Origin of the sequence: Lysobacter sp. ESA13C (assembly GCF_019970005.1) — a bacterium.
Classification (GTDB): Bacteria; Pseudomonadota; Gammaproteobacteria; order Xanthomonadales; family Xanthomonadaceae; genus Lysobacter; species Lysobacter antibioticus_B.
The window spans coordinates 83,309-96,467 of the sequence record NZ_JAHXYK010000003.1; the positions used below are offsets into that span (position 1 = coordinate 83,309).

Sequence of the window (13,159 nt, forward strand, 5' to 3'; positions counted from 1 at the left end):
TTTCTTTTGCTGGCCCAAAAGAAAGGTAACCAAAGAAAAGGGCTTTCCTTGACGAAGCTCCCCTGCGAGTACACAGCGCGCGCCGGGATTTTTCGATAAGACGTCCCTGTCTTATCGAAAAACGGCGCACGTCCTGTGCGCCGCCCTCCGGGTCTACGGTTGCATCGCTAGATCGGAACTGCGCCAGGCTTTTCACAACAACAGCAACAACAGCAACAGCAACGTTGCTGTTGCTGTTGCTGTTGCTGTTGCTGTTGCTGTTGCTGTGCGTCGCTTCGCACTAGCGAAGGCCATAGAAGACCCGAAGGGCGGCCCGCATGGATGCGGGCCGTTTTTCATCGGGACAGGGATGTCCCGTATGAAAAATCCCTGCGTCGACACCGATCGTGCGGGCAGGTGATTCAAAGAAAAGCATTTTTCTTTGGTTACCTTTCTTTTGTTGCTTATGACAAAAGAAAGTAACCCGCCGCTTTAGTGGCGGAAGCTTTTAGCGTTTGATCTTGTTTCTTTAGAAGCCTCAAGCAGAGCAGAGCTTCCGTCCGCTAACGCGGCCGGGTTACTTTCTTTTGCTAAGCCCAAAAGAAAGGTAACCAAAGAAAAGGGCTTTCCTTGACGAAGCTCCCTTGCGAGTACATAGCGCGCGCCGGGATTTTTCGATAAGACGTCCCTGTCTTATCGAAAAACGGCGCACGTCCTGTGCGCCGCCCTCCGGGTCTACGGTTGCATCGCAAGCTCGGAACTGCGCCAAGCTCTCACAGCAACAGCAACAGCAACAGCAACAGCAAAGCCTTCGTTACTCTTTGCTCACGCATCCGTCGCCGGCACCGGTGTGCGCGATTTCGCCAGCGACCGCAGGGCGATGATCAGCACGCCGCCCAGCACCATGGCGCCGCCGATCCACAGGCGCGGACCGGGGCGGTCGCCCCAGAAGGCGACGCCTAGGGCGATGGCGAACACCGGCACCAGCAGCAGCCAGGGGGTGACCTTGGCGACCGGGTGGCGCTGCACCAGCACGTAGTACAGGCCGTGGCCGAGCAGCGACGAGACGAACGCGGCATAGGCGACGCCGAGCCAGGCGACCCAGCTCACCGAGCCGAGTGCGGCGAGGCCGCCGGGCTCGACGGCGACGCTGAGACCGATCAGCGGCAGCACCGCGATCAGCGCGGTCCAGCCTTGCTGGCTGTAAGCGTCGAGGCCGCGCAGGCCTTTCATCAGCACCGTGCCCAGGGCGAGGAACGCGGCCGAGATCAGCATCAGCACCACCGCCATCGGCTTGTCGAGCACCAGCGGATCGAAGCCGAGCACCAGCACGCCGGCGAAACTCAGGCCGATCGCCACGCCGGTGCGCCAGGCGAAGCGTTCGCCGAGCAACCACCAGGCCAGCACCGCGGTCATTGGGACATAGCTCTGCAATACGATGGCTGGCGAAGACAGGTCGCCGGCGGCTTTGAGCGCGCTGAAGCTCAGGCCGAAATGCAGCACGCCGATGCACAGGCAAACCGCGATCAGGCGCGGCCACTGGCCCGGCGCCGGGCGTTTGACGAAGAAGGCCAGCGGCAGGGCGAGCAGGGCGAAACGCAGGCCGGTGAACAGCAACGGCGGGATCTCGCGCAGCGCATAGGCCGAGGTCAGGAAGTTCAGCGCCCAGGACAGGACGACGAGCAGCAACAGGACGATGTCGCGAACAGGCATGGGGGAGGTCGATTGGGCTATCGTGACGGCCGCTCGAGCGGGTCGCGAATGGCGTGACGGGAGAAGCATTGTGAAGTATGCGTTGCAGACTGCGGGCCCGTTCGTCTGGGGGATGTTGGCGGTCGCGGCCTTGGTGTTCTGGCTGATGCCGAGTGCGTGGCTGTTGCGCGGCTGGGTATCGCACCTGGTCAAGGCACGGCCAGCCTATGGCGCGGCGCTGTGGTCGGTGGTGTTCGCACTGGTGCTGTGGGCGATGCTGGCGGTGACGGCGATGATCGTCCTGCACGGGCAGGCCGCCAGCTCCGGCTGGCCGTTCGCGGCGATCGCGTTCGTGCTGTCCTGCCTGGCCTTGGCTTTCAGCGTGCGTATCCATCTGCCCGGCCCCGACGGGGTGCGCCTGAGCTGGTCGCGGGCCTTGCCGGTGTCGGCGGCGACCTGCGTGGTGCTGTGGGCGCAGGCGGGGTTATGCGTTTATTTGCTGGGCCGTTATTACCTGTGATGCGTCGGGATGCCGATCCGGCCCGAGGTTAGAGGGCGCCATACGATCGAAAATCGTGGCTGGCGACGTCGTCGTTACGACGCGGTCGCGGCTCGCGCCGCTCCTACCCTGAAGCAACGGTCGCCCTCTTGCTCGATCAGTACGACCAGCCGAATTTGCGGTACAGCTTCGACAGCACCCAGGCCGGGCCGATCAGCAGATAAGTCAGGTCGGTGAAGAAGCTCGGCTTCTTGCCTTCGATCTTGTGGCCGATGAACTGGGCGATCCAGGCCACCACGAACACGGCGATGGCGGTGTACAGCAGCACGGTGATGCCGAAGCTCTGCGCGATCCAGTGCGCGATCAGCGACAACACCACGAACTGCACCAGCATGCCGAAGCCGAGTTTGCGCGAGGCGCGGTAATAGAACAGCAGTGCGGCGAACATCGCCAGCGCGGCCCAGGCGCCCGGGCGGAAGTACGTGCCCGGGGCGGGGATGCACCACAGCAAGGCGATGACGCTCCACAGGATCGCCGGCACCGCGACGACGTGGATGCGCTGGTTGGTGGCGTTGCGATGGTCGCCGGAATAACTGGCGAACCAGCGATCGATGGGGCGTTGCGACGACGACTCGGCGACGGTGCTCATGGTCGACTCCCGTTGCGGCGGGGCGGACGCGCTGTCCGCGGGTGGGGGCCTGCGGCTAGTGGGCCGCGGACTTCGAGAATAGCTGGATCACCGCCACCCCCGCCACGATCAGACCGATGCCGGCGAGCGCGCCGGCGTCCAGGGTCTGCTTCATGAACAGCCAGCCGATCGCGGCGATCAGGACGATGCCGACGCCCGACCAGATCGCATAGGCGACGCCGACCGGCACCGTGCGCAGCACCAGCGAGAGGAAATAGAACGCGGTGGCGTAGCCGATGCCGACGATCAGCGAGGGGACGGTGCGGGTGAAGCCTTCGGAGGCCTTGAGCGCGCTGGTCGCCACCACTTCGGCGGCGATCGCGATGGTCAGGTACAGGTAGCCGATATTCATGCGGTTCTCGCGAGAGAGAAGATCGGGCAAGGGTAACGCGCATGGCGGCAGGGCTGAATCCGTGGACGGGCCCTGAGTGTGGCGCGGATCGCGCGGCGCATGAGGTGCGCGCCTGCAGGTTGGCCGCGCCTGCGCACGCGATTGGCCGGGCAGGCCCCGGTGCGGCGCGCTTAAAACCGAACCGGCCCGCGTGTGCGGGCCGGCGGGGTGTCAGTCGATCGAGATGCCGGCGAGTTTCTGCAACGCCTCGGCGTACTTCGCGCGGGTGCGCTCGATCACTTCGGCCGGCAGGTTCGGACCCGGCGGGGTCTTGTCCCAGCCCAGCGTCTCCAGGTAATCGCGCACGAACTGCTTGTCGTAGCTCGGCGGGCTGGTGCCGACCTGGTACTGGTCGGCGGGCCAATAGCGCGAAGAGTCCGGCGTCAGCATTTCGTCCATGACGTAGAGACGGCCGTCGGCATCGGTGCCGAACTCGAACTTGGTGTCGGCCAGCAGGATGCCGCGCTCGGCCGCGTAGTCGGCGGCGTAGCGGTACAGGCGCAGGGTCGCATCGCGCACCGCTTCGGCGAGCCCGGCGCCGACCGTGCGCACGGCGGTGTCGAAGTCGATGTTCTCGTCGTGGTCGCCGACGGCGGCCTTGGTCGAGGGGGTGAAGATCGGCTCGGGCAATTGCTCGGCCTGGCGCAGGCCGCTCGGCAGGGCGATGCCGCTGACCCGGCCGGTGCGCTGGTAATCCTTCCAGCCGCTGCCGATCAGATAACCGCGTGCGATGCACTCGATCGGCACCGGCTTGAGCCGTTTGGTCACGACCGTGCGCTTGGCGTAGAGGCGGGCGTCGACGCCCGCGGGCAGCACGGCGGCGACGTCGATCCCGGTCAGGTGGTTGGGAATGATGTGCGCGGTCTTGCCGAACCAGAAGTTGCTGATCTGGCAGAGCATCTCGCCCTTGCCCGGGATCGGGTCGGGCAGCACGACGTCGAACGCGCTGAGGCGGTCGGTGGCGACCATCAACAGACAGTCGCCGCCCGGGGCGGTGCCCGCGGGCAGGCGATCGGCCGGAAGGTCGAAGACATCGCGGACCTTGCCGCGGTGGCGCAAGGGCAGGCCGGGCAGTTCGGATTGCAGCAGTGTGGTCGTCAACGTGGGGACCCCTGATGGCGGCGGCATAGATGATTCCCCCCATCGCTTCGCGCCGCCGGAGCCGGACGGCTCGCGCGCGCAGGCGCGACGGGGCCGGGCAGTGTACGCCGGCTGGCGTCCGCGTGCAGGTAGACTGGGGTCCGGCGGCCCGCAGGGGCCTGGACGGGCCGCGAACGGCCCCGGACGATGGGCGCGGATGAAGCGCTGGTACGGCAAATTGCTGGGTTTCTTCGCCGGCGCGGCGCTGCTGCGCGGCAACCCCTTCCTGGGGGCCATCATCGGCCTGCTGATCGGTCACGCCTTCGATACCGACTGGTTCAAGCTGCGCGGCGACAACCCCTACGCCGTGCTGGGCCTGAGCACCGACGCCAGCGACAGCGAGGTCGACCAGGCCTACCGCCGGTTGATGGCGCAGTACCACCCGGACCGGGTCACCCAGGCCGCCCCGGAACTGCGCAGCCAGGCCGAGCAGCGCGCCCGCGAGATCAACCGCGCCTACGACCGCATCAAGACCCTGCGCCAGCGCCGCTGATCCGTCCGCGCTTGGCCCCCCGGCTGGGGGAGGCGACAATGGCCGCCTGTCCGTACCGGCCCCGTCGCATGTCCCTGCAATCCACCGTCATCGCCCCTTCGATCCTCTCGGCCAACTTCGCCAAGCTCGGCGAGGAGGTCGACAACGTCCTCAAGGCCGGCGCCGACTGGGTCCATTTCGACGTCATGGACAACCATTACGTACCGAACCTGACCATTGGCCCGATGATCTGCGAGGCGCTGCGCAAGCACGGCGTGACCGCGCCGATCGACGTGCACCTGATGGTCGAACCGGTCGACCGCATCGTCCCCGACTTCGCCAAGGCCGGCGCCAGCATCATCAGCTTCCATCCCGAAGCCAGCGGCCACGTGCACCGCACGATCCAGCTGATTAAGTCGCACGGCTGCCAGGCCGGCCTGGTGCTGAACCCGGCGACCCCGATCGAAGTGCTCGACTGGGTGCTCGAAGACCTGGACCTGGTGCTGCTGATGTCGGTCAACCCGGGCTTCGGCGGCCAGAGCTTCATTCCCTCGGCGTTGGACAAGCTGCGCCGCGTGCGCGAGCGCATCGACAACAGCGGCCGCGCGATCCGGCTCGAGATCGATGGTGGCGTCAAGACCGACAACATCGCCGAGATCGCCGCGGCGGGCGCCGACACTTTCGTCGCCGGTTCGGCGGTGTTCAACGCACCCGACTACGCCGAAGTGATCGGCAAGATGAAGGCGGCGGTCGCGGCGGTACGCGGATGAACACCTGCGACCTGTGCGATCTGCATGAGGCACGGGTTCGCATATTGGACCTGCCCTTGCGCGACTACGGCGGGCGCCTGGCGTTCGATGGCGTGGTCAGCACGATCAAGGCCTACGAAGACAATTCGCTGGTGCGCGAAGCGGTGGCCGAAGCCGGCAACGGCCGCGTGCTGGTGATCGACGGCGGCGGCTCGATGCGCCGCGCGATGCTCGGCGATCTATTGGCGGCCAAGGCGGTCGAGAACGGTTGGGCCGGTGTGGTCGTCTACGGCGCGATCCGCGACAGCGGCGCGATCGGTGCGATGGAGCTCGGCGTCAAGGCGCTGGGCACCTGCCCGCGCAAGACCGACAAACTCGGCCAGGGCGCACGCGACGTCGTGGTCGAGATCGGCGGCCTGGTGATCCGGCCGGGGGATTGGCTGTGTGCGGATGAGGATGGGGTGGTGTTGGCGGACGAAGTTTTGCGCTGAGGCGTTGATGCCCGCCATGGCGAAATGGCAACGGTGTAAATCGTGTCTGCAGACGTTCGTGGCGTCGTGACGAAGATCGTCGTTACGAACGGTCGGCTTGCTTTGTTCTTTGAACTGCTTTGCCGCTTTGCCGGTCAACCGTAGACCCGGAGGGCGGCGCACAGGACGTGCGCCGTTTTTCGATAAGACAGGGACGTCTTATCGAAAAATCCCGGCGCTAGCATCGCACTCGTGGCCTGTGCCCTTGCAAGGAGAGCCCTTTTCTTTGGTTAGCTTTGACCGAAGGGAATCCAGACGGACTTTTGAGCTTAGCAAAAGAAAGTAACCCGGCCGCGTTAGCGGACGGAAGCTCTGCTCTTGCTGACGCAACCGAATGTTGCGAGTCCCCCCTGTAGGAGCGACGTAAGTCGCGACCGCGCTGTAATGGTCTTGCGGCGCCTCTCTCAAGCAAGATCTAGATCAAACGCTAAAAGCTTCCGCCACTAAAGCGGCGGGTTACTTTCTTTTGTCATAAGCAACAAAAGAAAGGTAACCAAAGAAAAATGCTTTTCTTTGAATCAAGGGCCCGCACGAGCGTGGCATGCGCAGGGCTTTTTCATACGGGACATCCCTGTCCCGATGAAAAACGGCGCGCATCCCTGCGCGCCGCCCTCCGGGTCTTCGATTGCCTTCGCAAGTGCGTCGCGACGCACAGCAACCGCAAAATCTTTACGGCAACGGCAACGGCAACGGCAACGGCAACGGCAACGGCAACGGCAATAGCCGACGATGCGGGGCGACGGCGAATGGTGCAGGGCGTGTTCAAGCCCGGCAAAACGCCCCAAAGCAAAAGGACGCGGGCCTTGCGGCCCGCGTCCCGGAATAATTGGAGGCAATCCAGCCTCCGCCCGTCGTCCCTGATATGGCCTCCTATACTCCGGATCAACCGTGACCGGTGTGTGACAAAAGTGGCGGATTCGGATGTCCGTGGAACGGGCGTCGACGGTCCGATATCCGCCGCCACGCCGGTGTTCACCGGTAGTTCCCCTAAGGCTGTTAGCCTCGCGAGCTCCGTCCGGGACTCACTTCTCCATGCCTAAGCCTCGTTGGCGCTTGATTCTCAACGGCAAATCGGCCGGCGACGATGACTTGCGCGAGGCCGTGGTCGCGATACGCGAGCGCGGCATCGACCTGGACGTCCGCGTCACCTGGGAGGGCGGGGACGCCGAGCGCTACGTGGCCGAAGCCATCGCCGACGGCGTCGATACCCTCATCGCGGCCGGCGGCGACGGCACCCTCAGCGAGGTCGCGACCACCTTGGCCCATCGCGACGAAGCTGCCGACGCGCTGCCCTCGCTCGGGCTGGTGCCGCTCGGCACCGCCAACGATTTCGCCAGCGCCGCGCTGATCCCGACCGATCCGGCGCAGGCGCTGGATCTGATCGCACGCCGGCCGCCGCAGCCGATCGACCTGATCCGTCTGGAAGCGCCCGACGGCGTGCACTGGGCCGCCAATCTCGCCAGCGGCGGTTTCGGCACCCAGGTCACCATCGAGACCGACGCCGGCCTCAAGAAGATGCTCGGCGGCCTGGCCTATCTGGTCACCGGCATTTCCAAGCTCGGCCGTATCGAAACGATGCGCGCACGTATCCACGGCGAGGGATTCGAGTGGGAGGGCGACTTCATCGCCCTGGGTATCGGCAACGGCAAGCAGGCCGGCGGCGGCCAGGCCCTGTGCCCGGACGCGCTGATCGACGACGGCCTGCTCGACGTCACCGTCGTGCCCGACCTGTCCGGCGAAGTCGGCGCGACCGTGCGCACCCTGTTGACCGAAGGCAAGCATGCCGCGCTCGATCGCGTCGCCACCCGGGTGCAGTTGCGCTGGGTCGAGATCGAATCGCCGCGGGCGCTGACCCTCAACCTGGACGGCGAACCGGTGTGCTCGCACCACTTCCGCATCGACTGCGTGGCCGGCCGCGTGCGCATGCACCTGCCGGTCGCCTGCCCGTTGCTGTCGGCCATGGCGCCGACCTTACAAGGATCGTCGCGGGCGGCCGCCGGCTGAGGCCGTCGCGCCGCGCCGATGAAGCGGCTACAGTAGCGGCCATGAAAGCCTGGGCGAACCCGCATTTCCTTTGTGCCGACGTGGGTTGGCGATGGTGGCCGTCGGCCATCGTCGCTCCTGCCCACTCGTCCATGAAGGAACTGCCGCGTGATTTCGCACGAACTCTTCCAGCAACAGGCCGCTAACGGCTACACCCGTATTCCGGTCGTTCGCGAGGTCCTGTCCGACCTCGACACCCCCCTCTCGGTCTATCTCAAGCTCGCCGACGGCCCGCACACTTACCTGTTCGAGTCGGTCGAGGGCGGCGAGCGCTTCGGCCGTTATTCGATCATCGGCCTGCCCGCACAGCGCGTGTACGCCTTCGCCGGCCACACCTTGTTCGTCACCGAGCACGGCGAGCTGGTCGACAGCCGCGTCGTCGACGACCCGCTGGCCGAGGTCGAACGCCTGCGCACCGAATACCAAGTACCCAAGATCGACGGCCTGCCGGGGTTCACCGGCGGCCTGGTCGGCTGGTTCGGGTTCGAGTGCATCCAGTACATCGAGCATCGTTTGACCGGAGACAACAAGCCGGACGAGCTCGGCACCCCCGACATCCTGTTGATGCAGAGCGAGGAGATCGCGGTATTCGACAACCTCAAGGGTCGTCTGTACCTGATCGTCCACGCCGACCCGCGCGAGCCGCAGGCCTTCGCCCGCGCCAACCGCCGACTCGACCAGCTCGTGCACCGGCTGCGTATCGGCGGCGCGAGTTATCCGGAGACGCTCGACCCGGCCGGGCTCGACGAAGGCGATTTCGTATCCGGTTTCACCCGCGAAGGTTTCATCGACGCGGTCGAGAAATCCAAGGAACTGATCCGCGCCGGCGACATCTTCCAAGTGGTGCTGTCGCAGCGCCTGAGCGTGCCGTTCAAGGCGCGGCCGGTCGACGTTTACCGCGCGCTGCGGGCCTTGAATCCGTCGCCGTACATGTATTTCCTCGATGTCGGCGGCACCCAGGTGGTCGGCTCGTCGCCGGAAATCCTGGTGCGCCTGCAGGACGGCGAGGTGACGGTGCGACCGATCGCCGGTACCCGTCCGCGCGGCAAGACGGTCGAGGAAGACAATGCGCTCGAAGCCGAATTGCTGGCCGACCCGAAGGAACGTGCCGAGCACCTGATGCTGATCGACCTTGGCCGCAACGACGTCGGCCGCGTGTCCGAACCGGGCACGGTCGAAGTCGGCGAACAGTTCGTGATCGAGCGCTACAGCCACGTCATGCACATCGTCAGCGAAGTCACCGGCCGTCTGAAGGCGGGCATGAGCTACATGGACGTGCTGCGCGCGACCTTCCCGGCCGGCACCGTCAGCGGCGCGCCGAAAATCCGCGCGCTGGAAGTGATCCGCGAGCTCGAACCCATCAAGCGCAATGTCTATTCCGGCGCGGTCGGCTACATCGGCTGGCACGGCGACGCCGACACTGCCATCGCGATCCGCACCGCCGTGATCCAGGACGGCCGCCTGCACGTCCAGGCCGGCGCCGGCATCGTCTACGACTCCGACCCGCAGAAGGAATGGGAAGAGACGATGAACAAGGGCCGCGCCCTGTTCCGCGCCGTGGGCGAGGCCGCGCGCGGGTTGTAGGAACCGCGCAAACCCGCCTTGGGGTAGGAGCGGCGCAAGCCGCGACCGCGCCGGTCGGCGAGATGGCGCGGTCGCAGCTTACGCAGCTCCTACAAAGAGCTGCGCTGCCGTTGCCGTCGTTCATGCCGGGTCGCCCGAATCCGCTTTGGGTAGGAGCGGCGCAAGCCGCGACCTGCGCCGGTTGGCGAAATGTCGCGGTCGCAGCTTACGCAGCTCCTACAAAGAGTTGCGCTGGCGCTCTCGCCGGCCCCGACTGATCGAGCGGGCTCACACCACGCTGTAATGCTGCACCAGCGGCTCGAATTCGAGCAGGAAATCGCGGTCTTCGTCGTAGTACTTGGCTTGCAGCAGGTGCTCGCCGGCGAAGGCGCGGATCGCGGCTTCCGATTCCCAGTGGGTGACGGTCAGGAAATGAGTCACCTCGCCGTCTTCGCGCCGCAGGATCTGCACCTGCAGATTGCCGGGCACCGAACGGTAATCCGCCACTGCGCGCTGCTGTAGGAAGGCGGCGTAGGCATCGGCCTGCGAGGCGTGGGTACGGCCATGCCAGATGCGACAGATCATGGGGCGGCTCCTAAGGTCCGTGGCTTTCGCCGGTAACGGCGCGGCGGGACGTCACGCTTCGGCGTTCGTCTCGATCCTAGCGTGGGCGAGCCGCCGGTCACAGCCTCTCTCGTGTGGTTTCGGCATCCGTCCGCGGCGCATCCGACGACAGCCGCAGCGATGCCGCCGATGACGGCCGAATGCGTCGGCCGCGCCACATTAAAAAAAGTTCATGCGGCGGAAAGCTCGCGGCGAGGCCCGGCGGCGCAACCTGTCTTCGCGATGGGGACGCCCCCACCGGCAGGAATCCCAACCGAATCGTTTCCAGGAGCCCACCCATGAACGTCCGCAATGCCCTGATCGCCGTCGCTCTCACCGCGTTCGCCGGTTCCGCGTTCGCCGCCGCGCCGGCGACGTCCGCTTCGAGCGCCGCCCCCGCCGCCAAGACCGTCAAGCACAAGCATCACCAGGCCAAGAAGGCGGCGAAGACCGCTTCCGCCGCGGCGCCCGCCGCCAACTGATCCTTCGCCCGCTCCCCCGAGCCCCACGCATCGTCGGCGTGGGTTCCATGCCCCGCCGGCTCGCGCCGGCGGGGTATCCTTTTTCTCTCCCGCCCCAGGCACCGCCCGCGATCCCGGAGTCGGCATGCGCGTCCTGCTCGTCGAAGACGATCCCCACACCGCCGGCTTCATCGCCAAGGGGCTGCGCGAGGACGGTCATGCCGTCGACCACGCCGGCAACGGCAAGGACGGCCTGTTCCTGGCCACTACCGAGCGCTACGACAGCATCGTGCTCGACCGCATGCTGCCCGGGCTCGACGGCCTGGTCGTGCTGCAAACCTTGCGCGGCGCCGGCAACCGCACGCCGGTGTTATTGCTGACCGCGCTGGGCGAGGTCGACCACCGTGTCGAAGGCCTGCGCGCCGGCGCCGACGACTACTTGGTCAAACCCTTCGCCTATGCCGAGCTCAGCGCGCGCCTGGACAGCATCCTGCGCCGCGGCCAGGCCGGCGGCAGCGAACCCACCCGGCTGCGCGTGGCCGATCTCGAACTCGACCTGCTCAGCCGCGAGGCGCGTCGCGGCGACAAACGCATCGAGCTGCAGCCGCGCGAATTCCGCCTGCTCGAGTACCTGATGCGCCAGGCCGAGCGGGTGGTGACGCGGACCATGTTGCTGGAAGCGGTCTGGGACTATCACTTCGACCCGCAGACCAACGTCATCGACGTGCACATCAGCCGCCTGCGCCAGAAGATCGACCAGGGCCACGCGCGGCCGCTGCTGCACACCGTGCGCGGTGCGGGCTATCGGCTCGGCGCATGAGCGCATTGCATACATTCGCGCCGAATCCTGGCGCCCTGAACTCCCCCCTTTGCAAAAGGGGAGCTGGGGGGATTTGCGCTTCGTGCGGGCACGACACATGCGCATGAGCCCGCGCTCGACCAGCGCGCGCCTGGCATTGGCGGTGACCGCCTCGTTCCTGCTCGCCTTCGTTCTGCTCGGCATCGGCGTGCATTACGCGGTCTCGGCGATGCTGACCCAGGATGCGCGCGAGCTGGTGCGGGTGGACGCCGCCGGCCTGGTCGAGGTGTATCGCGACGAAGGCCGCGCCGCCTTGCTCGGCGAGTTGCGCGAACGCATCGCCACCGATGAAGACCCGGATGCGGTGTATGCGCTGACGGCCACAGACGGCCGTGTCGTCGCCGGCGACTACCGCGACCTGCCCAGGTATCGCCAAGGCGCGCGCTGGATCGAGTTCACCGAACACGGCGCGGACGGCGACCTGCGGGTGGTCGCGCAACTGCAACGCTTGCCCGACGGCACCACTTTGCTGACCGGCACCCGCACCCGCAGCCAGGATCGTTTTCTCGCCCTGATGCTGCGCACCGCGTTGGCGGCCTTGCTGGTGGCGGCCACCCTGGGCGCTCTGATCGGCTGGCTGACCTCGCGTTGGGTCTCGCGCCGGCTGCGTCACCTCGACGATACCGCGGTGCGCGTGGGCAGTGGCGAGCTGGGCCTGCGCGCGGGGCTCGACGGCAGCGACGACGCTTTCGACCGGCTCGCGCGCCGCTTCAACGGCATGCTCGACCGCATCGAGGAATTGCTCGGCGGCGTGCGCCATGCGACCGACCATATCGCCCACGACCTGCGCACGCCGTTGACGCGCCTGCGCAACCGTCTCGAAGAGCTGCGCCGGCGCCAGGACGCGGGCGAAGCCGGTACTCAGCTCGACGCGGCGATCGGCGAAACCGACCAGCTGCTGCACTCGTTCGGAGCCTTGCTGCGTCTGGCGCGGATCGAAGCACAGCCGCCGGTGCACGACGAGCCGGTATTGGATTTGTCGGAACTGGTGCGCGATGCGGTCGAGCTGTACACGCCGATCGCGGCCGAACGTGGCATCGCGCTCCGCGCGAACCTGGCCGGTTCGGGCGAGTCGCGCATGCGCGGCGATGCCGATCAGTTGTTCCAGATGTTGGTCAACCTGCTCGACAACGCGGTCAAGTACGCGCCCGCTGCCAGCGAGGTTGCGTTGAGCCTGCAGCGCGAGCGCCAGGCTCTGATCGTGCGGATCGACGACCGCGGCCCCGGCATTCCCGAAGCCGACCGCGAGCGAGTGTTCGACCGGTTCCAGCGCATGGAATCGCATCGCGGCTCGCCCGGCACCGGCCTGGGGCTGAGCCTGGTGCGCGCGATCGTGCAGCGCCACGGCGGCCAGGTCGGTCTCGGCGACAACACGCCGGGATTGCGGGTCACGCTGGTGCTGCCGACCGAGCCGAATGTTCGCTGACTGCCGCCGATAGCGTCTCCAGCGCGATGTCCGCATCGCGCTGGAGACGATCATGCAGCTAAGC

Annotated in this window: 14 protein-coding genes; 9 read left to right on the top strand and 5 right to left on the bottom strand. The window is 66.5% G+C overall.

What is annotated here, in order from left to right; translation table 11 throughout:
• Positions 1 to 804 precede the first annotated feature (804 nt).
• Positions 805 to 1,692 (bottom strand): EamA family transporter, encoded by an 888-nt coding sequence (locus tag LC490_RS06495; RefSeq protein WP_223619663.1) that lies wholly within the window; start codon positions 1,690 to 1,692, stop codon positions 805 to 807.
• 70 nt (positions 1,693 to 1,762) lie between these two features.
• On the opposite strand from LC490_RS06495, the gene LC490_RS06500 reads away from it, so the two are divergent.
• The gene (locus LC490_RS06500; protein ID WP_223619664.1) at positions 1,763 to 2,191 is read left to right on the top strand and encodes a hypothetical protein; all 429 of its coding nucleotides are present in this window, start codon (positions 1,763 to 1,765) and stop codon (positions 2,189 to 2,191) included.
• A 136-nt stretch (positions 2,192 to 2,327) separates the two neighbouring features.
• Here LC490_RS06500 and LC490_RS06505 read toward each other — a convergent pair whose 3' ends face one another.
• The 3 genes from LC490_RS06505 to LC490_RS06515 form a co-directional block, all read right to left on the bottom strand.
• Positions 2,328 to 2,819: an Mpo1-like protein gene (locus LC490_RS06505; protein WP_031374180.1), complete on the bottom strand. Its 492-nt coding sequence runs from the start codon at positions 2,817 to 2,819 to the stop codon at positions 2,328 to 2,330.
• Positions 2,820 to 2,874: 55 nt separating this feature from the next.
• The gene (locus LC490_RS06510) at positions 2,875 to 3,210 is read right to left on the bottom strand and encodes an SMR family transporter (protein WP_031374181.1); all 336 of its coding nucleotides are present in this window, start codon (positions 3,208 to 3,210) and stop codon (positions 2,875 to 2,877) included.
• Positions 3,211 to 3,420: 210 nt separating this feature from the next.
• Positions 3,421 to 4,350 carry a phosphoribosylaminoimidazolesuccinocarboxamide synthase gene (locus LC490_RS06515; protein WP_223619665.1) on the bottom strand — a complete coding sequence of 310 codons (930 nt, stop codon included), beginning with the start codon at positions 4,348 to 4,350 and terminating at the stop codon, positions 3,421 to 3,423.
• 196 nt (positions 4,351 to 4,546) lie between these two features.
• Here LC490_RS06515 and LC490_RS06520 point away from each other — a divergent pair, with 196 nt between their 5' ends.
• The 5 genes from LC490_RS06520 to trpE all read left to right on the top strand — a co-directional run bounded on the left by LC490_RS06520 (position 4,547) and on the right by trpE (position 9,767).
• On the top strand, positions 4,547 to 4,882 hold the full coding sequence (locus LC490_RS06520) for a J domain-containing protein (RefSeq protein ID WP_031374183.1): 336 nt from the start codon (positions 4,547 to 4,549) through the stop codon (positions 4,880 to 4,882).
• A 68-nt stretch (positions 4,883 to 4,950) separates the two neighbouring features.
• Positions 4,951 to 5,631, top strand: coding sequence for a ribulose-phosphate 3-epimerase (gene rpe, locus LC490_RS06525; protein ID WP_036149824.1), 681 nt, complete (start codon positions 4,951 to 4,953; stop codon positions 5,629 to 5,631).
• Positions 5,628 to 6,101 carry a ribonuclease E activity regulator RraA gene (gene rraA / locus LC490_RS06530; RefSeq protein ID WP_031374185.1) on the top strand — a complete coding sequence of 158 codons (474 nt, stop codon included), beginning with the start codon at positions 5,628 to 5,630 and terminating at the stop codon, positions 6,099 to 6,101. Before rpe ends, rraA begins: the two co-directional genes overlap by 4 nt.
• Before the next feature lie 1,071 nt (positions 6,102 to 7,172).
• A complete protein-coding gene (gene yegS / locus LC490_RS06535) occupies positions 7,173 to 8,144 on the top strand; it encodes a lipid kinase YegS (RefSeq protein WP_223619666.1) in 972 nt (323 codons plus the stop codon).
• 147 nt (positions 8,145 to 8,291) lie between these two features.
• Positions 8,292 to 9,767 carry an anthranilate synthase component I gene (gene trpE / locus LC490_RS06540; RefSeq protein WP_031371479.1) on the top strand — a complete coding sequence of 492 codons (1,476 nt, stop codon included), beginning with the start codon at positions 8,292 to 8,294 and terminating at the stop codon, positions 9,765 to 9,767.
• Positions 9,768 to 10,034: 267 nt separating this feature from the next.
• On the opposite strand, the gene LC490_RS06545 is transcribed toward trpE, so the two are convergent.
• Positions 10,035 to 10,331 (bottom strand): antibiotic biosynthesis monooxygenase, encoded by a 297-nt coding sequence (locus LC490_RS06545; protein ID WP_223619667.1) that lies wholly within the window; start codon positions 10,329 to 10,331, stop codon positions 10,035 to 10,037.
• A gap of 317 nt (positions 10,332 to 10,648) precedes the next feature.
• Here LC490_RS06545 and LC490_RS06550 point away from each other — a divergent pair, with 317 nt between their 5' ends.
• The 3 genes from LC490_RS06550 to LC490_RS06560 all read left to right on the top strand — a co-directional run bounded on the left by LC490_RS06550 (position 10,649) and on the right by LC490_RS06560 (position 13,095).
• Positions 10,649 to 10,831: a hypothetical protein gene (locus LC490_RS06550; RefSeq protein ID WP_031371481.1), complete on the top strand. Its 183-nt coding sequence runs from the start codon at positions 10,649 to 10,651 to the stop codon at positions 10,829 to 10,831.
• A gap of 124 nt (positions 10,832 to 10,955) precedes the next feature.
• Entirely contained in the window at positions 10,956 to 11,630 is a 675-nt protein-coding gene (locus LC490_RS06555; protein WP_223619668.1) for a response regulator transcription factor, read from the top strand.
• A 103-nt stretch (positions 11,631 to 11,733) separates the two neighbouring features.
• A complete protein-coding gene (locus LC490_RS06560; protein ID WP_223619669.1) occupies positions 11,734 to 13,095 on the top strand; it encodes a HAMP domain-containing sensor histidine kinase in 1,362 nt (453 codons plus the stop codon).
• Positions 13,096 to 13,159 lie beyond the last annotated feature (64 nt).

Coding starts and splice junctions, on each gene's coding strand:
- LC490_RS06495 (WP_223619663.1), bottom strand. CDS start 1,692: ATGCCTGTTCGCGACATCGTCCTGTTGCTGCTCGTCGTCCTGTCCTGG.
- LC490_RS06505 (WP_031374180.1), bottom strand. CDS start 2,819: ATGAGCACCGTCGCCGAGTCGTCGTCGCAACGCCCCATCGATCGCTGG.
- LC490_RS06510 (WP_031374181.1), bottom strand. CDS start 3,210: ATGAATATCGGCTACCTGTACCTGACCATCGCGATCGCCGCCGAAGTG.
- LC490_RS06520 (WP_031374183.1), top strand. CDS start 4,547: ATGAAGCGCTGGTACGGCAAATTGCTGGGTTTCTTCGCCGGCGCGGCG.
- rpe (WP_036149824.1), top strand. CDS start 4,951: ATGTCCCTGCAATCCACCGTCATCGCCCCTTCGATCCTCTCGGCCAAC.
- rraA (WP_031374185.1), top strand. CDS start 5,628: ATGAACACCTGCGACCTGTGCGATCTGCATGAGGCACGGGTTCGCATA.
- yegS (WP_223619666.1), top strand. CDS start 7,173: ATGCCTAAGCCTCGTTGGCGCTTGATTCTCAACGGCAAATCGGCCGGC.
- LC490_RS06545 (WP_223619667.1), bottom strand. CDS start 10,331: ATGATCTGTCGCATCTGGCATGGCCGTACCCACGCCTCGCAGGCCGAT.
- LC490_RS06550 (WP_031371481.1), top strand. CDS start 10,649: ATGAACGTCCGCAATGCCCTGATCGCCGTCGCTCTCACCGCGTTCGCC.
- LC490_RS06555 (WP_223619668.1), top strand. CDS start 10,956: ATGCGCGTCCTGCTCGTCGAAGACGATCCCCACACCGCCGGCTTCATC.
- LC490_RS06560 (WP_223619669.1), top strand. CDS start 11,734: ATGAGCCCGCGCTCGACCAGCGCGCGCCTGGCATTGGCGGTGACCGCC.